This is a genomic window from Streptomyces sp. NPDC091289, from assembly GCF_044757365.1.
Lineage (GTDB): Bacteria > Actinomycetota > Actinomycetes > Streptomycetales > Streptomycetaceae > Streptomyces.
On record NZ_JBIVUT010000019.1, the window covers coordinates 54263 to 75808 of the forward strand.

At 73.3% G+C, this 21546-nt stretch carries 21 protein-coding genes; 18 read left to right on the top strand and 3 right to left on the bottom strand.

Annotated features, from left to right (window positions below; genetic code table 11):
• Positions 1–19: 19 nt before the first annotated feature.
• The gene (locus ACIQPT_RS24895) at positions 20–1024 is read right to left on the bottom strand and encodes an SEC-C domain-containing protein (RefSeq protein ID WP_401158598.1); all 1005 of its coding nucleotides are present in this window, start codon (positions 1022–1024) and stop codon (positions 20–22) included.
• Between the two features lie 298 nt (positions 1025–1322).
• Here ACIQPT_RS24895 and ACIQPT_RS24900 point away from each other — a divergent pair, with 298 nt between their 5' ends.
• The 4 genes from ACIQPT_RS24900 to ACIQPT_RS24915 all read left to right on the top strand — a co-directional run bounded on the left by ACIQPT_RS24900 (position 1323) and on the right by ACIQPT_RS24915 (position 4633).
• Complete coding sequence (locus tag ACIQPT_RS24900) at positions 1323–2120, top strand: class E sortase (RefSeq protein ID WP_401158600.1); 798 nt, start codon at positions 1323–1325, stop codon at positions 2118–2120.
• Between the two features lie 261 nt (positions 2121–2381).
• Positions 2382–2714, top strand: a complete 333-nt coding sequence (locus ACIQPT_RS24905; protein ID WP_401158602.1) for a DUF6412 domain-containing protein — start codon at positions 2382–2384, stop codon at positions 2712–2714.
• 149 nt (positions 2715–2863) lie between these two features.
• Positions 2864–3634, top strand: a complete 771-nt coding sequence (locus ACIQPT_RS24910; RefSeq protein ID WP_401158604.1) for a YidC/Oxa1 family membrane protein insertase — start codon at positions 2864–2866, stop codon at positions 3632–3634.
• 138 nt (positions 3635–3772) lie between these two features.
• Positions 3773–4633 (top strand): fumarylacetoacetate hydrolase family protein, encoded by an 861-nt coding sequence (locus ACIQPT_RS24915; RefSeq protein ID WP_401158606.1) that lies wholly within the window; start codon positions 3773–3775, stop codon positions 4631–4633.
• A 63-nt stretch (positions 4634–4696) separates the two neighbouring features.
• Here the strand turns inward: ACIQPT_RS24915 and ACIQPT_RS24920 are convergent, their stop codons facing one another.
• Positions 4697–5176, bottom strand: coding sequence for a heme-degrading domain-containing protein (locus ACIQPT_RS24920; protein WP_401158609.1), 480 nt, complete (start codon positions 5174–5176; stop codon positions 4697–4699).
• Positions 5173–6366, bottom strand: a complete 1194-nt coding sequence (locus ACIQPT_RS24925; RefSeq protein WP_401158611.1) for a Gfo/Idh/MocA family oxidoreductase — start codon at positions 6364–6366, stop codon at positions 5173–5175. Before ACIQPT_RS24925 ends, ACIQPT_RS24920 begins: the two co-directional genes overlap by 4 nt.
• Positions 6367–6439: 73 nt before the next feature.
• Between ACIQPT_RS24925 and ACIQPT_RS24930 the strand changes: the two genes are divergently transcribed.
• The 14 genes from ACIQPT_RS24930 (at position 6440) to ACIQPT_RS24995 (ending at position 21441) form a co-directional block, all read left to right on the top strand.
• Complete coding sequence (locus tag ACIQPT_RS24930; RefSeq protein WP_401158613.1) at positions 6440–7555, top strand: ROK family protein; 1116 nt, start codon at positions 6440–6442, stop codon at positions 7553–7555.
• Positions 7556–7727: 172 nt separating this feature from the next.
• Entirely contained in the window at positions 7728–8888 is a 1161-nt protein-coding gene (locus ACIQPT_RS24935; protein WP_401158615.1) for a peptidase, read from the top strand.
• Positions 8889–9129: 241 nt separating this feature from the next.
• Entirely contained in the window at positions 9130–9900 is a 771-nt protein-coding gene (locus ACIQPT_RS24940; protein WP_401158617.1) for a GntR family transcriptional regulator, read from the top strand.
• A gap of 143 nt (positions 9901–10043) precedes the next feature.
• Positions 10044–11168 carry a TIGR03364 family FAD-dependent oxidoreductase gene (locus ACIQPT_RS24945; protein ID WP_401158619.1) on the top strand — a complete coding sequence of 375 codons (1125 nt, stop codon included), beginning with the start codon at positions 10044–10046 and terminating at the stop codon, positions 11166–11168.
• 4 nt (positions 11169–11172) lie between these two features.
• Positions 11173–11913: a phosphonatase-like hydrolase gene (locus ACIQPT_RS24950; protein ID WP_401158621.1), complete on the top strand. Its 741-nt coding sequence runs from the start codon at positions 11173–11175 to the stop codon at positions 11911–11913.
• Positions 11914–12101: 188 nt separating this feature from the next.
• Positions 12102–13178, top strand: a complete 1077-nt coding sequence (locus ACIQPT_RS24955; protein ID WP_401158836.1) for an ABC transporter ATP-binding protein — start codon at positions 12102–12104, stop codon at positions 13176–13178.
• A complete protein-coding gene (locus ACIQPT_RS24960) occupies positions 13175–14134 on the top strand; it encodes a 2-aminoethylphosphonate ABC transporter permease subunit (protein WP_401158623.1) in 960 nt (319 codons plus the stop codon). The genes ACIQPT_RS24955 and ACIQPT_RS24960 overlap by 4 nt, the downstream gene beginning before the upstream one ends.
• On the top strand, positions 14121–14918 hold the full coding sequence (locus ACIQPT_RS24965) for an ABC transporter permease (RefSeq protein ID WP_401158625.1): 798 nt from the start codon (positions 14121–14123) through the stop codon (positions 14916–14918). The genes ACIQPT_RS24960 and ACIQPT_RS24965 overlap by 14 nt, the downstream gene beginning before the upstream one ends.
• Before the next feature lie 39 nt (positions 14919–14957).
• A complete protein-coding gene (locus ACIQPT_RS24970; protein ID WP_401158627.1) occupies positions 14958–16013 on the top strand; it encodes a 2-aminoethylphosphonate ABC transporter substrate-binding protein in 1056 nt (351 codons plus the stop codon).
• A gap of 133 nt (positions 16014–16146) precedes the next feature.
• Positions 16147–17697, top strand: coding sequence for an alkaline phosphatase family protein (locus ACIQPT_RS24975; protein ID WP_401158629.1), 1551 nt, complete (start codon positions 16147–16149; stop codon positions 17695–17697).
• A gap of 75 nt (positions 17698–17772) precedes the next feature.
• Positions 17773–18606 carry an HAD-IIA family hydrolase gene (locus ACIQPT_RS24980; RefSeq protein ID WP_401158631.1) on the top strand — a complete coding sequence of 278 codons (834 nt, stop codon included), beginning with the start codon at positions 17773–17775 and terminating at the stop codon, positions 18604–18606.
• A 146-nt stretch (positions 18607–18752) separates the two neighbouring features.
• On the top strand, positions 18753–19319 hold the full coding sequence (locus tag ACIQPT_RS24985) for a hypothetical protein (RefSeq protein WP_401158633.1): 567 nt from the start codon (positions 18753–18755) through the stop codon (positions 19317–19319).
• Position 19320: 1 nt separating this feature from the next.
• Entirely contained in the window at positions 19321–20046 is a 726-nt protein-coding gene (locus tag ACIQPT_RS24990) for a class F sortase (protein WP_401158635.1), read from the top strand.
• A 351-nt stretch (positions 20047–20397) separates the two neighbouring features.
• Positions 20398–21441 (top strand): glycoside hydrolase family 6 protein, encoded by a 1044-nt coding sequence (locus ACIQPT_RS24995; protein WP_401158637.1) that lies wholly within the window; start codon positions 20398–20400, stop codon positions 21439–21441.
• The last annotated feature ends 105 nt before the right edge of the window (positions 21442–21546 follow it).

Below are 21546 nucleotides of genomic sequence, written 5' to 3' on the forward strand. Positions count from 1 at the left end.
GGCCGAAGTGCCGGGCGGCTCACCCCCCGTGGCACCCCCCATAAGCCTCCCCCGACCCGCACCAGCAGGCGGCCGTGCGCGACGGGGGCCAAGGGGTGGCGCGGCCTCGGGCGGCGAGGGTGGTGGCGTACTGGGGGAGGAGGCCCGGGTCGGCCGGGGAGGCGGCTTCCGAGGCGGCGAAGGCCTCGTACGAGGGGACCGTGCCCGTGACGATGCCCAGGTTCGGGGTGCCCGTGGCGTGGAGGTCGCGGAGTGCGGTCTCCAGGCGGGACAGGTGGGTCGCGCGGTCCACGTACTCCTCGGTCAACGCCGGGTACGCCGTCAGGAGTTCGCGGAGTTCCTGCGCGGGCCAGTGCAGGACGGCCACCGGGAACGGGCGCGAGAGGGCCGTGCGGTAGGTGCCCAGCTCCGCGCGGAGGCGGGTGATCTCGGCCTTCAGCTCGACCGGGTCCGAGGAGCCCAGCGACCACAGGCGCTTGGGGTCGTGGAGTTCGTCCAGGGGGACCGGGGCCGTGTGCAGCGCGCCGGCCAGCTCGTCCCACTCGTCGTGGTCCAGGCCCATCAGCCTGCGGACCCGGTGGCGGCCGGTCAGCAGGGACTGCGTCGCATAGGGGACTTCCTCGCCGGGGGCCAGCAGCAGGGTCAGCGCGGTCGAGAGGAAGTCGTGCGCCGACTCCAACTCGTCGTGCGCCTCCAGGGTCTCCGCGGCCACCTGCCACGGCGCCGCGTCCAGCGGGCCCGCGGCACGGATGCCGTCGATGATCGCCCGGGCCTCGGCCTCGTGCCCGTACTCCCAGAGGTTGGCCGCTTTCAGGGCCTTGATCAGGTGCGGGTTGTCGACGGTGGACTCGGGGGCCCCGAGCAGGTCGTCGTAGAGCGTGCTCGCGCGGGCGCGGTCTCCCGCGAGTTCCAGATGGGCCGCGGCCTGGAGGATCAGCGGTTCGTGGTCCTCGGGGTACTGCGCCGCGGTGCGGAGCAGACGCTCGGCTTCGGTGGTGTGGTCGGCAGGCGTGTCGGGGCGCATGGACCACACGGTACTGCCGGACGGCGACGGCGGGGAGAAGAGGTCGGGGGATGAGAAACGGGAGAAGTCTGGAGAGTTGTGAGGTTTGCCCCTACCGTGCGCGACGTGTCCTTACCGTGTGCGCCGTGCGCCGTGCGCCGTGCGCGGTGCGCGGTGCGTGGTGCGCTTGCGGTGCGGGACCGTGTGCGCCGTGCTTGCCACGTGGTGAAGGGCGACGACGAAGCGGGACGCGGGACGCGGGAGGGGTGACTCGATGCGGCGGCGGGGAGCTGTGGGGGGACGCGGGGTTCTGCCCGCCTTGCGCGGCCGTGGCGGCGGCCCGCGTCTTCTCGCCCGGGGGCTGTGGGTGTCGGCCGAGTGCGTCGTGACCCTCGGCGTCGTGCTGCTCCTCCTCGTCGCCCATCAGCTGTGGTGGACCAACCGCGAGGCCCGCGCCGACGCCGGGCGCACCGTCCAGAGCCTCCAGCGGGAGTGGGAAGAGCCCGCCCCTGAGGCGGACCTGGGCGGTGATGGGGGTGAGGATGAGGGGGGCGGTGGCGGTGTACGGGGCGCGGGGCCTCGTCCTTCTGCCTCCGGTCATGGGGCGGCCGAGGGCGCGCCGGGCGGCCCGGCGGCCCTCGCCCGTTCCCGTACCGCTCCCCGCTGGGACCAGGCGTACGCCGTGCTGCGCATCCCCCGGATCGGGCTCACCGCCCCCGTCGCCGAGGGCACCAGCAAGGGCGGGGTGCTCGACCGGGGGTACGTCGGGCACTACGCCCGTACCGCGCAGGCCGGGCAGGCCGGGAACTTCGCGCTCGCCGGGCACCGCAACACCCATGGCGAGCCCTTCCGGCGCATCGACCGGCTGCGGAGCGGCGACCGGATCACCGTCGAGACCCGGGACGCCGTCTACACGTACACCGTCGACAAACGCCTCGCGCAGACCGCCCCGTCCGACAGCGGGGTCATCGCGCCCGTGCCGCGCAGCAACATCACGACGTCCGTCGGCTACAGCGCGCCCGGCTACTACCTGACCCTGACCACCTGCACCCCCGAGTTCAGCTCCCGCTACCGGCTCGTCGTCTGGGGGAAGCTCACCTCTATGCGCCCGCGGTGAGCAGCACACCGGGGCGCGGCGCGTTCAGCGGGCTGATCGTGGCCGTCGCGCCCGCCGTCGTGCCCGCCTATGCGCCCGCCGATGTGTCCGCCGATCCGTCCCGGGTGCTTCCCGGAAGCCTCCCTGGTGTGTCCCGGCCGCCCGGGGCGCATCCGATCATCCTGTATAACGAATGGAGTGCCGTCCGCTTCGACGAACGGTGCGCAGGAACGGTACGAGGAACGGTTCGAGAGACGGATCGAGGGACGGGAGGTGCATATCGTGCGGGACGCCAACCCCCTGCGCCGCGCCTTCGCCCGGCTGCTCCGGCCCGCCGGACTCCTCGTCCTCTTCCTCACCGAGGTCCTCCTCGCCGAGGGCGGCAGCCTCTCCGCCGCCGTCGCGCTCGCCGCCACCGCGGCCGCCGGCTCCGCACTCCTCGCCTGCTCCGTCATCAGCGCCCGCTGCGCGCCCCCGGTGCCCCGCACCCGGGTCCGTACGGCCATCAGGGACCGGGAGCAACGCACCGCGTTCCTCCCGCAACGCGACCCCGACGCCCGGGGCCGCACCAGGCCCCGAGCGCCCGGGTACGCCCTCCTGACGGCCGCCGCGTAGCGCACCTCCGCACCGCCTTTCGTACGTGTCGTACGTGTCGTACGTGCGGTGCGCCCCGCGCCGGTCGTCCTGCCGAGTGATCACCCCGTACCTGTCCGCCGGCCGCACAGGTACCTCCCGGCACGACGAGACCCCCGGAGGGCTCACCCATGTCCGCCTTCATGTCCGCCTTCGCGAACCTGGTCGGCTCCATCGCCGATCTGCTCGAACCGTTCTTCCAGACCGCGTCCACCGCCGCCGCGATCATCCTGTTCACCGCGCTCGTCCGGCTCGCCGTCCACCCTCTGTCGCGGGCCGCCGCACGCGGGCAGAAGGCCCGCAGCCGGCTCCAGCCGCAGATCGCCGAGCTCCGCAAGAAGCACGGCAAGAATCCTGAGCGGATGCAGAAGGCGATCATGGAGCTGCACGCCGCCGAGAAGGTGTCGCCGCTCTCCGGCTGCCTGCCGAGCCTGCTCCAGATGCCCGCGTTCTTCCTGCTCTACCACCTGTTCTCCAGCAGCTCGATCGGCGGCGAGCCCAACGCGCTGCTCAGCCACGACCTGCTCGGCGCACCGCTCGGCGGGCGCTGGCACGACGCGCTCGCGCACGGCGGGATGTTCGGCGGACAGGGGTGGGTCTACCTGGGGCTCTTCGCGATCGTCACCGCCGTCGCCACGTTCAACTACGGACGCACCAAGCGGCAGATGGCCGCCAACCCGACGATGCCCGCCGCAGGCCCGGACGGGCAGGCCGTGCCGGGCATGGGCGCCATGACGAAGCTCATGCCGCTGCTGTCCTTCTTCACTCTGATCACCGTCGCCGTCGTCCCGCTGGCCGCCGCCCTGTACGTCGTCACCACGACCACGTGGACCGCGATCGAGCGGGCCTGGCTCTACCGCGACATGCCGGTCGGCGGGGGCGCCATGGCCACGGCGGCGTAATCGGCGCGGCCGATGCGCCGGTCCAGTGTGTGAACGAGGTCTTGCGGAGTGTCCGCATCTCTTGGACGATCAGCCAAGTCCTCCGCCGGCCGCAACCCGCCGGAGGGCTCTCCACCTCGACCAAGAGGAGCTGGACCGTTGAAGCTGCTTCGAGTCGGTACGGCGGGCGCCGAGCGCCCCGCACTTCTCGACCGCGACGGGACCCTGCGTGATCTGTCGGGGATCGTCCCCGACATCGACGGTGAGCTGCTCGCCGACGCCTCCGCGCTCGCCCGGGTACGGGCGGCCGCCGAGGCGCCCGGTGTGCTGCCCGCCCTGGACGCCACGGGGCTGCGGATCGGCCCGCCGCTGGGCCGCATCGGCAAGATCGTGTGCATCGGGCTGAACTACCACGACCACGCCGCCGAGACGGGTGCGGAGATCCCGGCGGAGCCCATCCTGTTCTTCAAGGCTCCCGACACCGTCGTCGGGCCCGACGACACGGTCCTGGTGCCGCGCGGCAGCCGCAAGACCGACTGGGAGGTCGAGCTCGCCGTCGTCATCGGGCGCACCGCCCGCTATCTGGAGTCGGCCGAGGAGGGCCTCGCGCACATCGCCGGGTACGCCACCGCGCACGACGTCTCCGAGCGCGAGTTCCAGATCGAGCGCGGCGGCACCTGGGACAAGGGCAAGAACTGCGAGACGTTCAACCCGCTGGGCCCCTGGCTGGTCACCGCCGACGAGGTGCCCGACCCGCAGGCCCTGCCGCTGCGGCTCTGGGTCAACGGCGAGCTGAAGCAGAACGGCACCACCGCCGAGCAGATCTTCCCGGTCGGCGAGGTCGTCCGCTACCTCAGCCACTTCATGTCGCTCTACCCGGGCGACGTGATCAACACCGGTACGCCGGCCGGGGTCGCGATGGGGCAGCCCGAGCCGAAGCCGTACCTGAAGGCGGGCGATGTGGTGGAGCTGGAGGTGGAGGGGCTCGGCCGGCAGCGGCAGGAGCTGAAGGGGGCGTAAGCCGGAGCGAGTGGGCCGGGGGCACGGTGACCGGGTCCCCGGCCTGCCCCGTACGTACGTCCCTCAGGCGCCCCGCGTCGCCGTGAACTGCTCCAGCGCCTCGACCACCATCGCGTGGTCCTCGGCCTGCGGCAGCCCCGACACCGTGACCGTGCCGATCACACCCGCGCCCTCCACCGCGATCGGGAACGAACCGCCGTGCGCGGCGTACGTGTCCGGGTCCAGGCGCGAGGACTCCTCGAACGTCGTGCCCTTCGCCCGGAACCGGGTGCCCACCAGATACGAGCTCTCGCCGTACCGCTCGACGACCTTGCGCTTGCGGTCGATCCACGCGTCGTTGTCCGCGCTCGAACCCGGCAGCGCCGCGTGGAAGAGCTGCTGCGCGCCGCGCCGGATGTCGATCGCGACCGGGGCGTGCCGCTCCCGGGCCAGCGCGACCAGCAGGCTGCCGAGCGCGAACGCGTCGTCGTAGGAGAAGTGCGGCAGCGTGAGCCGGCGCTCCTGGGCGATCAGCTCGGAGATGGTGGGGGAGGTGGTGCTCATGCGCGCCGCTCCTCTGCGTCGTGGTGCGGTTCGTCGTGGTGGAGTTCGTCGTGGTGGGGGAGAAGGGTGACCGAGACGCCTTCGCGGGCCGAGCGGCGGGCGGCCTCCAGGACGTCCAGCGCGGCAGCGGCCTGGAGCGCGGTGACCGGCTTGTCGCCGGTGCCGCGCACGGCGGCGGCGACGGCGGCGTAGTACGCGGGGTAGTCGCCGGGCAGCGTACGGACCGGGTCGCCGCCGCCGGTCAGCGGGGACTCGCCGGAGCCGATGCGGCCCCACAGCTCCTCCGGCTCCTCGCCCCACGGCACACCTGCCGCCGGGCGCAGCCCCTCGCGCAGCGCCGCCTCCTGCGGGTCCAGGCCGTACTTCACATAGCCCGCCGTCGAGCCCAGCACGCGAAAGCGCGGGCCGAGCTGGGCCGTGGTGGCGCTGACGTACAGATGCGAACGGACCCCGTTGGCGTGGGTGATCGCGATGAACGTGTCGTCGTCCGCCGCCGCACCGGGACGCCGTACGTCGGACTCCGCGTACACCTGGACCGCCGGGCCGAACAGCGCCAGCGCCTGGTCGACGACATGGCTGCCCAGGTCGTACAGCAGACCGCCGATCTCCTCCGGGTCGCCCGACTCGCGCCAGCCGCCCTTCGGCTGCGGCCGCCAGCGCTCGAAGCGGGACTCGAAGCGCTGCACCTCGCCCAGCTCGCCGTCGGCGATCAGCGCGGCCAGCGTACGGAAGTCGCTGTCCCAGCGGCGGTTCTGGAAGACCGAGAGCAGCAGCCCGCGCTCCTCGGCCAGCGCGGCCAGCTCGCGCGCCTCGGCGGCGGTCCCGGCGACCGGCTTGTCCACGACCACCGGCAGCCCGGCCTTCAGCGCGGCCGTCGCCAGCGGGACATGCGTCTTGTTCGGGGTGGCGATCACGACGAGGTCCAGCTCGCCGGCGCGCTCCCACAGCTCGTCCGGCGAGGCGGCGAAGCGTACGTCGCCGAACGCGGCACGGGCCTCGGCCCGGCGCTCCTCGTTCGACGTGACGACCGTGTCGAGGACCAGGCCGTCCGTCGCGGAGATCAGCGGGGCGTGGAAGACGGAGCCGGCCAGGCCGTAGCCGACGAGGGCGACGCGGAGAGGCGCGCCGGTGGTGCCGGTGATGCCGGAGGCGCCGGTGGTGGTGGAGGCGTCGGGGGCGTTGGGGGTCATGCATTCCACTTAAGCAACGCTGTTGCCAAAGTGCAAGCGACCGGCACAATGGGGTGGTGAAGAGGAGTGAGCCGTGAACGGGAGCCGGACGAAGGCCCAGGCCGGGGTGAATCTGCCGGCCCTGCGCCACCACAACGCCGCGCTGGTGCTGGACCTGCTGCGGGCGGCCGGGGCGGAGGGCATCAGCCGGCTGGAGCTCGCCGAGGGCACCGGCCTCACCCCGCAGGCCGTCAGCAAGATCACCGCCCGGCTGCGGGAGGACGGCCTCGCCGTCGGCGCGGGCCTGCGCCCCTCCACCGGCGGCAAGCCGCGCACCGTGCTGCGCCTGGTCCCCGACGCCCAGTTCGCCGTCGGGCTCCACCTGGACCGCGACGGGCTCACCGCCGTCCTGGTCGACCTCGCGGGCCGGCCGGTCGCCGTCACCCGCGCGCCCCTGGACCTCGGCGCACCGGCGGACCGGGTCCTCGCGGATGCGGCGGACGCGGTACGGGACCTGTGCGCGGCCGAACCGCACAAGCCGGTGCTGGGTCTCGGCGTCGCCGTCCCCGGGCCGCTCGACCACCGGGACGGTGTCCTGCACCGGGTCACCGGATTCCCGCAGTGGGACGGCTACCCGCTGCGCGCCGCCCTCGCCGAGCGGACCGGGCTGCCGGTGGTCCTGGACAAGGACACCAACGCCGCGGCCCTCGCCCTGGCCCTGTCGTTCGACGAGCCGCGCGCGGACTTCGCCTACCTCCACCTCGGTACGGGGCTCGGCGCCGGCCTCGTCCTCGGCGGCGAGGTGCACCGGGGTGCGCGGACGGGCGCGGGCGAGTTCGGCCACCAGACCCTCCAACTGGACGGCCCGCTCTGCGGCTGCGGCGGCCACGGCTGCATCGAGGCGCTGTGCCTGGCCGCCGAGGCGCGCGGCGACCGGGCGGAGGCCGCCCGGGTCCTGGGCACGGGCGCGGCCAACCTGGTCGGCCTGCTCGACATCGGCCGGGTGGTCCTGGGCGGCCGGACGGTGGCCGCCGACGAGGACGCGTACGTACGGGGCGTCCGGGCCGTGATCGAGGAGCGGGCCGCGCGGGGCGGGGCGGGCGCGGGCGTGACCGTCACGGTCGCCGGGGGCGGTGACCGGCCGGTCGCGGAGGGCGCGGCGCAGCTCGTGCTCGCGCCGGTGTTCGGGCGGGTGGGGGAGCGGGGGTAGGGGGCGGGGAGCCGGGCCTGGGCAGGGCTGGGCAGGGCTGGGCGCAGTCGGGTGATCCTATGAATCAAGTCGGCATGTCGACTCTCTGAGTACGCGCGCGCGTGATGGCGTCGGAGGCCACCACCGGAGGCCCCCGCCCCGGTCGTCCGCGAGCAGCGAAGGGTGTCCCCTCATGCCCCCCACCTCCTGCGCACGGCTGCGTGACGCCCGCGTGCGCGCCGCCCTCGGGCTGGCCGCCGGGATCACGGTCCCCGCCGCGCTCCTGGGCGGCGGCCCGCAGGCCGCCGCCCAGCCGGGCGCGCCCGCCCCCGCCTCCTTAGCCGCCGCCGATGAGCAGCCCGCCTGCGGTGACCCGGACGCCAAGGAGTTCCCCATCGAGACCCGGATCCAGGACGCCCCGGACCGATACGCCTCCGGCGGTGGTTACGGCACCTGGTTCCTCGACCTCACCAACACCGCCGACACCGACTGCCGGGCGCTGCACCCGGTCCTCGTCCTCGCCGACCGCGACCGCAGGCTGACGTCGGACCAGATCCAGCTGGAGTTCTCCGAGCCCGGCCGCCCCGGGACCGAACACCGGGTCACCTGGGAGAGCACCGACCGCGACGAGCAGATCGGCGTCTTCGGCGAGAGCAGTGAGAGCAGTGAGAGCAGTGAGAGCAGTGAGAGCAGCGAGAACGGCACGAACGGCGAGGAGAGCGAGGCCTTCCTCGGGTTCACCGTTCCCGCCGGGAAGACCGTCTCCGTACGCGTCCGGATGGCCTTCACCTCCGACACCGCCCCCGGCCCGGTCACCGCCCACGCCGCCGTCGTCCAGCGCCGCCACCAGGACAAGGCCAAGGGCGGCGGGCGCGAGGACGGCGAATGGGTGGGGGAGTCGGAGGAGTACCCCTTCGTGATCGTCGACGGCGCCACGGGCGGCATCCGCGAACCGGAACGCACCCCGCCCGAGCGCCCGCGGCGGGAAGACCCCAGGCCGGAGGATTCCCGGTCGGAGCGTCCCGACCCGGAACGCACCGGCCCGGGTGCCGGCACCCGTACGGAGTGGCCCGGCGATCCCGACGGCTCCCGTACGGACCCCGGTACGGGCCGGGACCCGTCCCCGGACCGCGCCCCCGGCACCCGCCCGCCGACCCGCCCCGGCATCGATGGCGACGGGAGCGAGGAGAGTCCCGGCCTCCCGCCCCGCGACGGCCTGGGCCGGCCCCTCCCCGAACTCGCCCGCACCGGACCGGCGTCGCTGCCCTGGGCCGGAGCCGCCGCCGGGGCGCTGCTGCTCGGCGGGACCGTCCTCCTGGTGCACGCCCGCCGGACCCGCCGCGCCACCGGCTGACGGGCGGCGCGGCGGCCACCCCGCCGCCTCACGCGCGGACGGCGGCCGGAGCGGCACTGGCACCCGCACCCCCACACGTACCCGCACCGGCACCGGTACCCGCACCCGCACCCGTACGGCACCGGAACTCGCACCGGCACCGGAACCCGGACCCGGCACCCGCACCCGCCCCGGCACCCGCACTCGCACCGGAACCCCCACCCCCACCGGCCCGTTCACCCGCGTCTGCGACGATCGGGCCGTGGACTACCCGAACGACCAGGCACCTGGCGCACCGATCCGCTCCGGCATCCCCGAGCACGGCCGTATCCCGAAGTACTACGCGGTCAAGGCCCGTATCGCGGTGCTGCTGGACGAGTTGGGCGAGGGCGGGCTCCTGCCCACCGAGCGGGAGCTCGCCCAGCGGCACGAGGTCTCGCGCGAGACCGTCCGCCAGGCCCTGCGCGAACTCCTCCTGGAAGGGCGGCTGCGCCGGCAGGGGCGTGGCACCGTCGTCGCCGGGCCCAAGCTGGAGCAGCCGCTCTCGCTGGCCAGCTACACCGAAGGCGTCCGCCGTCAGGGCAAGCGGCCCGGCCGCCACCTCATCGGCCTGGACCGCTTCCCCTGCCCCGAGGCGCTCGCCGCCGAGATCGCGGTCGAGCGGGGCGAGCCGGTCTGGCACCTGGAGCGGGTGCTGCTCGCCGACGACGAACGCGTCGGCCTGGAGAGCACGTACGTCGGCGTCGCCCGCGTCCCGGACCTGGACACGCGGTTCCATCCGGACTCCTCCTTCTACGCCTACCTCCGCGACCGCCTCGGGATCGCCTTCGGCGACGCCGACGAGCGGATCGAGACCGTCCTCGCGACCCCCCGCGAGGCGCTGCTCATCGGGACCCCGCCCGCCCTGCCGATGCTCCTGATCCACCGGCTGTCCCGGGACACCGACGGCCGGCCGCTGGAGCGCGTGCGGACCCTGTTCCGGGGCGACCGCTTCTCCTTCTCCGCCCATCTGCGGGGCGAAGGGCGGAGCTGAGGCGAGGGCCGGTTCCGTCGGTCGCCACCCACCCCCTTTGGTAACGAAAGAGTAACGGGTCTGGTCCAAACTTGCGGGGTCGTTCACCGTCCCGTCGGTGAACGGACGCGTGCGGGACACCCGTCCCGAGGAGCGTGGCCGACGTGAGAGTCATCGTCGTAGGAGCCGGCGTGGTGGGAACCATGCACGCCTGGCACGCAGTCAGCCGCGGCCACGAGGTCGTACAGATCGAGCGCGAGAGCGAGGCGCGCGGGGCATCGCTCCGCAATTTCGGACAGATATGGATCAGCGGGCGGGCCGGTGGCGAGGAGCTGGAAACCGCCCTGCGCGCCCGCGAGTTGTGGGAGGCCATCGGGGAGCGGGTGCCGGGACTCGGCTTCCGGGCCTGCGGTTCGCTCACCCCGCTGCGTACCGCACGCGAGGTCGCCGTCGCCGAGGCGGCCGTCGCCCGGCCCGACGCGGCGGCGCGCGGCTACAAGCTGCTCACCGCCGACGAGGCCCGTGCGCTCAACCCGGCCCTGCGCGGCGCGTTCACCGCCGCCCTGTGGTGCGAGCGGGACGCGGCGGTCGAACCCCGCACCGCCCAACTCGCCCTGAAAGAAGAGTTGCTGGCCTCCGGGCGCTACACCTATCTCGGCGGCCGCGAAGTGCGGGACGTCGTCGGGACCGCCTCGGTGCGCGACGACCACGGCGACGTCCACACCGGCGACACCGTGATCCTCGCGACCGGCGCCTGGCTCGGCGGACTCGTCCGGGAACTCGCCGGGCCCGAGCTGCCCGTGCGCCGCGTCCGCCTCCAGATGATGCAGACCGACCCGCTCGGCGAGCCGCTCACCACCTCCGTCGCCGACGCCGACAGCTTCCGCTACTACCCCGCCTACCGGGGCGAGGCGCTCGACGCCCTCAACGCCGGACAGGACCAGGACCCGGTCGCCGCCGAACACCGCATGCAACTCCTCATGGTGCAGCGGAGCGACGGCGGACTGACCATCGGCGACACCCATGAGTACGAGCACCCCTTCGCCTTCGACACCGTCGAGGAGCCCTACGAGCACCTCACCCGGGTCGTCGAGGCCTTCCTCGACCGCCCGCTGCCCCGCGTCCGCCACCGCTGGGCGGGCGTCTACGCCCAGTGCACCGACACCTCACGCGTCGTCCACCGGCAGCAGGTGTCCGACGGGGTCTGGCTCGTCACCGGGCCCGGCGGGCGCGGCATGACGTGCTCGCCCGCCATCGCCGAAACGACCGCCGACCAACTGAGCTGGTGAACAGATGACTTCAGCAACACGGCACACGGACACCCCCTTCGACCTCGTCGTCCTCGACATGGCCGGCACCACCGTCGCCGACGGCGGCCTCGTCGAGCAGGCCTTCTCCGCCGCCGCCCAACGCCTGGGCGTACGGCCCGGATCCGACGAGCACGCCCGCCAACTCGCCTACGTACGCGCCACCATGGGCGAGTCCAAGATCTCCGTCTTCCGGCACCTCTTCGCGGGTGAGGGCGGTGAGGGCGGTGAGGGCGGCGAGGACAAGGCCCAGCGCGCCAACGTCGCCTTCGAGGAGGCGTACGGGGAACGCGTCGACGGCGGCCGCATCTCCCCGATCCCCGGCGCCCGCGAGGCCATCGAACGCCTCACCGCCGAGGGCCGCACCGTCGTCCTGACCACCGGATTCGCCCGCACCACCCAGGACGCCATCCTCACCGCCCTCGGCTGGCAGGACCTCGTCCCGCTCACCCTCTGCCCCGCCGACGCGGGCGGCCGGGGCCGGCCCTTCCCGGACATGGTGCTGACCGCCTTCCTGCGTACCGGGGCCGTGGCCGACGTCCAGCGGACCGTGGTGGCCGGCGACACCTCGTACGACATGCTCAGCGGCGTACGCTCCGGCGCCGGGATCGTCGCCGGGGTCCTCACCGGCGCCCACGAGAAGGACCAGCTGACCCGGCACGGCGCGACCCACGTCCTCGGGTCCGTCGCCGAGCTCCCCGACCTCATCGCGCGGGCCGAGGCGTGAGCGCCCCGGCCCCCGCCACGTCCGGCGCACCCGGCCCGGACCGGTCCACCCCCGCAGTGCCCGCGGCTCCCGCAGTGCCCGGCGCCCCCGCAGTGCCCGGCGCCCCCGCAGTGCCCGGCGCGCCCAACCCCGGCCGGTCCGCCCACGCCACCCACGCGGCCCATGCCACCCCCGCCGCCCCCAGCGGCATCCGCTTCGACGGCGTCACCGTCGCCTACGGCGGGAACGTCGTCCTCGACCGGCTCGACCTCACCGTCGAACCCGGCGAGGTGATGGCCCTCCTCGGGCCGTCCGGCTCGGGCAAGACCACCGCCCTGCGGGCCGTCGCCGGGTTCGTCCGGCCCGCCGCCGGACGGGTGTTCCTCGGAGGCCGGGACGTCACCGCCCTGCCCCCGCACCGGCGCGGCATCGGCATGGTCGTCCAGCAGTACGCCCTCTTCCCGCACCTCAAGGTCAAGGACAACGTGGCCTTCGGGCTCAAGGCCCACCGCACCCCCAAGGCCGAGATCCCCGGCCGGGTCACCGAGGCCCTCGAACTCGTCGGCATGGCCGCGTACGCCGAGCGCCACCCGCGCGAACTCTCCGGCGGCCAGCAGCAGCGCGTCGCCATCGCCCGCGCGCTCGCCATCCGCCCCGGCGTCCTGCTCCTCGACGAACCGCTCTCCGCCCTCGACGCCCGGCTCCGCTCCGGCATGCTCGCCGAACTGGCCCGGCTGCACCGCGAGTTGCCGGACGTCTCCATCCTGTACGTCACCCACGACCAGGTCGAGGCCCTCACCCTCGCCGACCGGATCGCCGTCATGGACCGCGCCCGGCTCCAGGACTGCGGCACCCCCGAGGAGCTCTACCGCCGACCCCGTACGGAGTTCACCGCCTCGTTCGTCGGCAACGCCAACCTCCTCCCCGTCACCGTCACGGGCGACGGCCGCGTCGACCTCGACGGCCACCCCCTCACCGTGCCCACCGGCACCGCCGCCCCCGGATCCACCGCCACCCTCTGCGTCCGGCCGCATCTGGTCGGCCTCGGCGACGGGCCCAACGCGCTCACCGGCCGCGTCACCGAGGTCCAGTGGCGCGGCTCCACCCACCGCCTCCACGCCGACGCCGACGGCCACCACCTCATGGCCGACCTCCGCGAACTGCGCGAGCCCCCGGCCCTCGGCGACGCCGTCACCCTGCACTTCGCGGCCGAGGACGCGGTGCTGCTCCCGGCGGGAACGGCGGGAGCCCCCGGAGCCCCCGGAGCCCCCGGAGCCGGCCCATGACCATCACCGCCTCCGCCTCCACCCCAGCCGAGTCCGGGTCCGGGTCCGGGTCCGGGTCCGGGTCCGGGTCCGAGTTCGAGTTCGACCCCGCCCCCAACTCCACCCCCACCCCCACCCCCACCCCCGCCCGGTCCCGCTCCCTCCCCGCCTGGGTCTGGGCGCTGCCGCCCGTCGTCGTCCTCGCGCTCGCGTTCCTCTACCCGCTGGCCCTCGTCGTCCAGCAGTCCTTCACCCCCGACGAGGGCGGCGTCTCGCTCGACCCGTACGCCGACGTCTTCGCCTCCGCCGTCTTCCGCGACGCGCTCACCACCACCGTGTGGCTCGCCGTCGGCTCGACCGTGGGCTGCCTCGTCCTCGGGTTCGTCCTCGCGCTGGTCATCGCGTTCGTCCCGTTCCCCGGCGGGAAGGCGGTCGCCCGGTTCGTGGACGTCTTCCTCTCCTTCCCGTCCTTCCTCATCACCCTGGCCCTGCTGTTCATCTACGGCTCGGTCGGGATGGCCAACGGGCTCTTCACCGACATCACCGGTGCGGCCGACGGGCCCTTCCACTTCCTGACCACCCCCTGGGGCGTCCTGCTCGCCGAGATCACCTACTTCACGCCGTTCGTGATGCGCCCGCTGCTCGCCGCCTTCTCCCAGCTCGACACCGGACAGCTGGAGGTCGCCTCCTCGCTGGGCGCCGGACCCGTGCGGATCATCCGGCAGGTGATCCTGCCCGAGGCGCTCCCGGCGCTCGCGGCGGGCGGCAGCCTCGTCCTGGTGATGTGCCTCAACGAGTTCGGGATCGTCCTGTTCACCGGGGCGAAGGGCGTCACGACGCTGCCGATGCTCGTCTACAGCAAGGCGATCCTGGAGTCGGACTACCCGGCCGCCTGCGTCGTCGCCGTCGTCAACATCGCGATCTCCGTGGGCCTCTACAGCCTCTACCGGGTGGTGAGCCGTCGTGCTGGTGCATAGCCGGGCCGGGAAGTGGGCCACCTGGGCCGTCTTCCTCCTCCTCTTCGTCCCGCTGTTCGCGGTGCCGCTGCTCGTCATCCTCGCCGCGTCCCTCGCCACCAACTGGTCCGGGGCCTTCCCCTCCGGACCCACCGTCGAGCGCTACTCCGCCGCGACGAGCGGCGACTCCCTCCAGGCGCTGACCACCAGCCTGGTCACGGCCGTGACCGCGAGCGTGCTGGCCCTCGTCCTCGGCGGCTGGGCCGCTCTCGCCGCCGCATCTCTCCGCACGCGCGGGAAGCGGCTCCTGGACGCCCTGTTCATCCTGCCGGTCGCCGTACCGTCCGTGGTCGTCGGCCTCGCGGTGCTGGTCGCCTACAGCCAGCCGCCCGTCCTGCTCAACGGGACGCGGTGGATCGTGATCCTCGCCCACACCGTGCTCGTCACGGCCTTCGCCTACCAGTCGGTCGCCGCCGCCGTGCGCCGCCTGGACCCGATGTACGAACAGGCCGCCGCCGGCCTCGGGGCGAGCCCCGCACGCGTTCTGTGGCGGATCCGGCTGCCCCTCCTGCTGCCCTCGCTCACCTCGGCCGTCGGGCTCTGCTTCGCCCTGTCCATGGGGGAGTTGAGCGCCACGATGATGCTCTATCCACCGGACTGGACCCCGTTGCCGGTGCAGATCTTCGCCGCCACCGACCGGGGCTCGCTCTTCACCGGCGCCGCCCTCGCCGTGGTCCTGATGACGTCGACGCTCCTCGTCCTGGCCGCCGTCTCCCGCATCCGGACCCGCGCCTCCTACCGCTGAAACCCCGCCACCACCACCTCCCGTCCTCTGGAGAAACCCATGCGCACCCCCGCCCGTACCCTCGCCCTTCCCCTGGCCGTTCTCGCCGCCGTCACCCTCACCGCCTGCGGCGGCTCCTCCGCCGCGTCCGACGAGAAGTCCGTCACCGTCTACAGCGCCGACGGCCTCAAGGGCGAGAACGGCGACGGCTGGTACGACAAGGTCTTCAAGGACTTCGAGAAGAAGACCGGCATCAAGGTGAAGTACGTCGAGGGCGGATCCGGCGAGATGGTGCAGCGCGCCGCCCGCGAGAAGTCCAACACCCAGGCCGACGTGCTCGTCACCCTGCCGCCCTTCATCCAGCAGGCCGACGCCAAGGGCCTCCTCACCGCCTACGAGCCCAAGGGCGCCGAGCAGGTCGACGGCGCCGACCGGGCCGCCGACGGGAAGTGGACCTCCGTCGTCAACAACTACTTCGGCTTCATCCACAACACGAAGGAGCTGAAGAACCCGCCGCGCACCTGGGAGGACCTGCTCGACCCCGCGTACAAGGAGAAGGTCCAGTACTCCACCCCCGGCGTCGCGGGCGACGGCACCGCCGTCCTCATCAAGGCGATGCACGACTTCGGCGGGCAGGAGCCGGCCATGGCGTACCTGAAGAAGCTCCAGACCAACAACGTCGGCCCGTCCGCCTCCACCGGCAAGCTCGCCCCCAAGGTCGACAAGGGCGAACTCCTCGCCGCCAACGGGGACGTCCAGATGAACTTCGCCCAGTCCAAGGACATGCCCAACCTCGGCATCTGGTTCCCCGCCCAGGGCGACGGGAAGCCCACCAGCTTCGCCCTGCCGTACGCGGCCGGGCTCGTCGCGAAGGCCCCGCACAGCGACAACGGCAAGAAGCTGCTCGACTTCATGCTCTCCGAGCAGGCCCAGCGCGACGTCAGCGCGGTCGGCGGGGGCTTCGCCGCCCGCAAGGACATCGAGGCCACCGACGCCAACGCCGTCGAACTGGCCGGACTGATGGAGGGCGTGGAGATCTTCGAGCCCGACTGGTCGGACATCGGGACCAACCTGGACACGTACATCGACGCCTGGAAGTCGGCCACCGGAAGCTGACCGGCCACCTTTCGGCCACGGATTCCTGCGAAGGTCTGGACCCGGCCCGGTTATCTCGCCAAGGTAACGGGTCTGGTCCAGACGGATTTTCACGCCCAGCCCCGCTCGACCCGCCCTCTCCCTGGAGGATCACGTGACCCGGTCCCTGTCCCGCCGCTCCGTGCTCGCCGCCACCGCCGCCGCGGCCACGGCCGCCGCCGTCGGCCCGCTCGCCACCGCCGCCACGGCCCGCGCCGCCACGGCCGCGCCCACGCTCCCCGACGGCACCAGCAAGGACAAGGTGCTCGTCGTCGGCATGGACGGCCTGCGCCACGACGTCATCGCCGCCGCCGACGCCCCGCACCTCACATCGATGATGGCCAACGGCACGTACGGCACCTCGCTGCTGTACGCCGACCCGATGGCCGCCACCTCCTCCGGCCCCGGCTGGTCGACGATCTCCACCGGCGTCTGGCCCGACAAGCACGGCGTCAAGGAGAACTCCTTCGCCGGGAAGAACTACGCGAAGTACCCCGGCTTCCTCGCCCGCCTCGCCCAGGTCCGCCCCCAGCTCTCCACCTACGCCGCCCTCGACTGGAAGCCCCTGCACACCCAGGGCACGGTCACCCCGGGCGCCGACGCCACGCTCGTCCTCGACGGCGACGCCGACGGCTACACCGGCCACGACGCCACCATCGCCGCCGAGACCGAGTCGATCCTCCGGAACCAGAACCCGGACGTCCTGTTCGTCTACTTCGGCCAGACCGACATCGCCGGCCACAACTCGGGCGCCGCCAGCGCCGCGTACCGCCAGGCCATCGCCGTCCAGGACGGCTACCTCGGCCGCCTCCTCGCCGCGATCAAGGCCCGCCCCTCCTATTCCACCGAGCGGTGGACCGTCATCGTCACCACCGACCACGGCCACACCGACTCCGGCGGCCACGGCGGCAGCGCCATCGAGGAACGGCGCACCTTCGTCCTCGCCCAGGGCCCCGGCATCGCGGCCGGCGCCAAGCCCACCGACACCCGCCTCGTGGACGTCGCCGCCACCGTCTTCCGGCAGCTCGGCATCACCCCCGACCCCGCCTGGGGCCTGGACGGCAAGCCGATCCAGGAGCGCTCCACCGATCCCTTCGAGGCCCTCTACCCGGCCCTGTCCGCCCGCGTCGACGAGACCGGCATCCCGGCCGGCGTCCTCGGCTGGACCCACACAGCGCCCAGCGGCTGGTCCGTCGTCAACTCCGCGATGGGCACCGGGGGCGTCACCGAGTGGCGCGGCTGGTCCTTCGCCACCGACGAGTTCTGGAGCCGCAGCGAGCGCAACCAGTCCCGTGAGCTGAACGTCCGCTCGCGCGGGATCTTCGCGGTCGCCGACTCCGACGAGTGGGACGACAAGGCGTCCTCGGGCCCGTACGACTCCACGCTCGTCACCCCGGCGTACGCGGTCGGCGGCAGGCCCACCGTGACGCTCGGCTTCACCACCCTCTACCGGCAGGAGGGCAGCCAGAGCGCCCAGATCCTCGCCTCCTGGAACGGCGGAACGCCCGTCGCCGTGAAGAGCTACACGTCCGACGTGATCTCGCAGCCCCAGTCGCTCACCCTGGACGTCCCGTCCGGGGCCTCCAACGTGAGCTTCCGGTTCCGCTACACCGGCAGCAACAACTGGTACTGGGTGATCGACGGGGTCACCGTCACCGCCGCCTAATTATGCTGGGGGTGCCGGGACGGTGTGGTCCGGGCACCCCCAAGCACGCAGTGCGTACGGCAGGAGTCCCGACACATGGCAGAGCGCAAGCCCATCTCATCCTGGCTCACCGACATGGACGGCGTCCTCATCCACGAGGGCACCCCCATTCCCGGCGCCGATGCCTTCATCAAGCGGCTGCGGGATTCCGGGCTGCCCTTCCTCGTCCTCACCAACAACTCCATCTACACCGCGCGCGACCTGCACGCCCGGCTCAAGCGCATGGGCCTGGACGTGCCCGTGGAGAACATCTGGACCTCCGCGCTCGCCACCGCCCAGTTCCTGGACGACCAGCGCCCCGGCGGCACGGCGTACGTCATCGGCGAGGCCGGTCTCACCACCGCCCTGCACGACATCGGGTACGTCCTCACCGACCACGACCCGGACTACGTGGTGCTCGGCGAGACCCGGACGTACAGCTTCGAGGCGCTCACCAAGGCGATCCGGCTGATCAACGCGGGCGCCCGCTTCATCTGCACCAACCCCGACGAGACCGGCCCGTCCGCCGAGGGCCCGCTGCCCGCCACCGGCTCGGTCGCCGCCCTCATCACCAAGGCCACCGGCAAGGACCCGTACTTCGCGGGCAAGCCCAACCCCCTGATGATGCGGACCGGTCTCAACGCCATCGGCGCGCACTCCGAGACCAGCGCCATGATCGGCGACCGGATGGACACCGATGTCCTGGCGGGCCTGGAAGCGGGCATGCAGACCTTCCTGGTCCTCACCGGGCTCACCGCCGTCGCCGACATCGACCGCTACCCGTACGGGCCGTCGCACGTCGTCGAGTCCATCGCCGACCTGGTCGACCTCATCGACCTGCCGGACCAGGTGGACCAGGGGAAGCAGGCGGCCCAGACGGACCCCCGCTGACCTGCGCTGACCTGCACTGACCTGCGCGGACCGCATCCGCAGTCGTCCGGGCCGTCGCCCGGGCCGTCGCCCCGGCGTCGCCCGAATGGAGGACTGCGGATGCGGGCCGCCGCCGCAGGCGTGAACCTTCCCGTAGGAGGTTCACGATGCGTTCCATGCCCATCACGTTCTGTGCCGCAGCGGCGGCCGCGCTCATAGCCGTGCCCGTCCCCGCCGCTCTGGCATCCCCGGCCGCCCCGGCCGGCGACGACGACCGGCGGACCGGCATTGTCTCGGTCACCCCGTCCACGACCGCCCCGGGCGGGCAGGTGGAACTGTGGGTCGACGTCTGCGGCAAGGGCCGCGAGGCGACGGGCAACTCCGACGCCTTCGCCTCGGAGGCCCACTTCCGCCCCGCCGACAACAAGGGCCTCTTCGCCGAGGCCCGGATCCGGGACGATGCCGAACCCCGCTCCTACGACGTCTGGGTGACGTGCAAGGACGGCCGGTCCAAGGCGACCGGCACCCTCACCGTCGTCCACCACAACCGCCCCTCGCCCGCCGCACCCGTCAAGGCGGGCGGCGGAGGCACCGCCACCCTCGCCGAACGGTCCGCCGAGGCCCAGGGCCCCGGCACCCGGCACGCGGTGATCGGCCTGGTGCTCGCCGCCGTCGCGGCCGTCGCCGTCGCCCTGCGCAGCTCGCGCCGGCGTCGCGGCCCGGCCGGCAGCTGACATGAGCGCCCCGGACCGCCCGGCAGGCAACGGGCGACTGCTCACCGGAGTGACCTGGGCCGTGCTGCTGCTCGGCCTGTGGCTCTGGGGCAAGGAGGCGGGCGGCGGGCTCGGCGGCCTGTCGGGACCCACCACCGGCGACGTGGCCGCGGTCGGCCGCCCCTTCGGGGCCCCGCTGCCCCCGGCCCACGCCCCGCTCGACGCGGCCGCCCCCGAACGCGTCGAGGTCCCCTCCGTGGGGATCACGGCCCCCGTCGTCGCGCGCGGCCTCGACGACGACGGGGCCATCGACCCGCCCCCGTACGGCATGCCGAAGACCGCCGGCTGGTACGGCGACGGCACCCGGCCCGGGGCGAAGGGCGCGGCCCTGTTCGTCGGCCATGTCGACACCGACACCAAGCCGGCGGTCTTCTACGGGCTCAGCGCGGTGAAGCCGGGCGCCCGGATCGAGGTCACCCGCACGGACGGCAGCGTCGCGGAGTTCACCGTGGACGACGTCCAGCTCGTCACCCGCGAACGCTTCGACGCGCAGAAGGCGTACGGGCCCCGCGAGGACGGCCGGGCCGAACTGCGGCTGATCACCTGCGGCGGGACGTACGACCGCGCGACCCGCTCCTACACGGCGAACGTCGTCGTCTCCGCCTACCTCACCGGTGCGAAGGACGCGAAGTACGCGAAGGACGCTGACGACGGCTCGGAGCGCGCACAGGCGGCCGCCCACGGCTGACCCACCGCATCACGCACCGCATCACGCACCGCGTTCAACCCGGCCCGGCCGGCCGCCTCTCACGGGGCGTGCCGGCCGGGCCGGTCCTCGACCGCGTGCGCCCGGCCGCGGGAGTCGCCCGGCGCGGTACGGGAGGTCGGTGCGGTGGGAAGCCCGATCCCTCGCCACTGTAGGGGCCCCGCCGGACGGATGACCGGCTTTCGAACGGGATGTCCGGAACCGGTGCCCCGGTGTGACCGTTGTACGGGTGGGAGCGTGCGCGCCCGGCCGCTGTGCCAGGATGGATCGGACCGGCAGCACATCGGTGCAACCAGTGAGAACAGTGCAGGCAGTGCACCCAAGGGGGAGTGGATGTACGGCAGTTACACCGGCCGGTCCCGGACGCGCAGGCGCGCGGCGGGCCTGCGGACATCCGGTACGGCGGCGGCGCTCGGGGCGGCCCTGCTGCTGGCGGGCTGCTCCGGCGACGGGGAGGGCGGCAAGGACAGTGCGCCGACCGTCGAACAGCAGCCCAAGGACAAGGATCCGTACTGGGTCAACCCCGAGGGCAACGCGGCCCGTCAGGTCGCCGCGTACAGCAAGGACGGCGACGAGAAGAACGCCGCACTGATCCGGAAGATAGCCCAGCAGCCGGTCGGCGAGTGGATCACCCCGGACAACCCGGAGAACCAGGTGCGGGGCGTCACCGAGGCGGCGGCCGCCGCCGACCGGGACGCCCTGCTGGTCCTCTACAACATCCCCCACCGCGACTGCGGCCAGTTCTCCAAGGGCGGCGCCTCCGACGGCAACGCCTACCGCAGCTGGCTGGACGGCGTGGCCAAGGGCATCGGGGACCGCAGTGCCACCGTGATCCTGGAGCCGGACGCCCTGCTCCACCTGGTCGACGGCTGCACGCCCCAGGAGTTCCACGAGGAGCGCTACGACCTCCTCAAGGGCGCGATCCAGCGGCTGAAGCAGCAGCCCGCCACCAAGGTCTACCTGGACGCGGGCAACGCCGGCTGGCAGTCGCCCGACGCGCTGTTCCAGCCGCTCCAGCGGGCCGGGATCGCCGAGGCGGACGGCTTCTCGCTCAACGTCTCCAACTTCCAGACGACGGCCGTCTCCACGGAGTTCGGCAAGAAGCTGTCGGAGAAGATCGGCAACAAGCCCTTCGTCATCGACACCAGCCGCAACGGCAACGGCCCCTACACCGGCGGCGACCCCGCCGAGAGCTGGTGCAACCCCCCGGGCCGCGCGCTGGGCGAGGCCCCGACCACGCAGACCGGCGACGAGCGGGTCGACGCCTACCTGTGGATCAAGCGCCCCGGCGAGTCCGACGGCGACTGCAAGGGCGGCCCGAAGGCCGGCGACTGGTGGCCGGAGTACGCCCTGGGCCTGGCCCGCGCCACGAAGTAGCCGGGCGGCGGACGCCGAAGGCCGCATCCCGGGAGACCTGATCTCCCGGGGTGCGGCCTTCGCCGCTTGTATACGCCGTATGCGCCGCACGCGTGTATACGCCGT

Bases quoted from the DNA above. Each gene is read 5' to 3' on its own strand.
- ACIQPT_RS24970 (WP_401158627.1), top strand. From the start codon at position 14,958: ATGCGCACCCCCGCCCGTACCCTCGCCCTTCCCCTGGCCGTTCTCGCC.
- ACIQPT_RS24935 (WP_401158615.1), top strand. From the start codon at position 7,728: ATGCCCCCCACCTCCTGCGCACGGCTGCGTGACGCCCGCGTGCGCGCC.
- ACIQPT_RS24920 (WP_401158609.1), bottom strand. From the start codon at position 5,176: ATGAGCACCACCTCCCCCACCATCTCCGAGCTGATCGCCCAGGAGCGC.
- ACIQPT_RS24925 (WP_401158611.1), bottom strand. From the start codon at position 6,366: ATGACCCCCAACGCCCCCGACGCCTCCACCACCACCGGCGCCTCCGGC.
- ACIQPT_RS24950 (WP_401158621.1), top strand. From the start codon at position 11,173: ATGACTTCAGCAACACGGCACACGGACACCCCCTTCGACCTCGTCGTC.
- ACIQPT_RS24895 (WP_401158598.1), bottom strand. From the start codon at position 1,024: ATGCGCCCCGACACGCCTGCCGACCACACCACCGAAGCCGAGCGTCTG.
- ACIQPT_RS24995 (WP_401158637.1), top strand. From the start codon at position 20,398: ATGTACGGCAGTTACACCGGCCGGTCCCGGACGCGCAGGCGCGCGGCG.
- ACIQPT_RS24990 (WP_401158635.1), top strand. From the start codon at position 19,321: ATGAGCGCCCCGGACCGCCCGGCAGGCAACGGGCGACTGCTCACCGGA.
- ACIQPT_RS24910 (WP_401158604.1), top strand. From the start codon at position 2,864: ATGTCCGCCTTCATGTCCGCCTTCGCGAACCTGGTCGGCTCCATCGCC.
- ACIQPT_RS24980 (WP_401158631.1), top strand. From the start codon at position 17,773: ATGGCAGAGCGCAAGCCCATCTCATCCTGGCTCACCGACATGGACGGC.
- ACIQPT_RS24960 (WP_401158623.1), top strand. From the start codon at position 13,175: ATGACCATCACCGCCTCCGCCTCCACCCCAGCCGAGTCCGGGTCCGGG.
- ACIQPT_RS24985 (WP_401158633.1), top strand. From the start codon at position 18,753: ATGCGTTCCATGCCCATCACGTTCTGTGCCGCAGCGGCGGCCGCGCTC.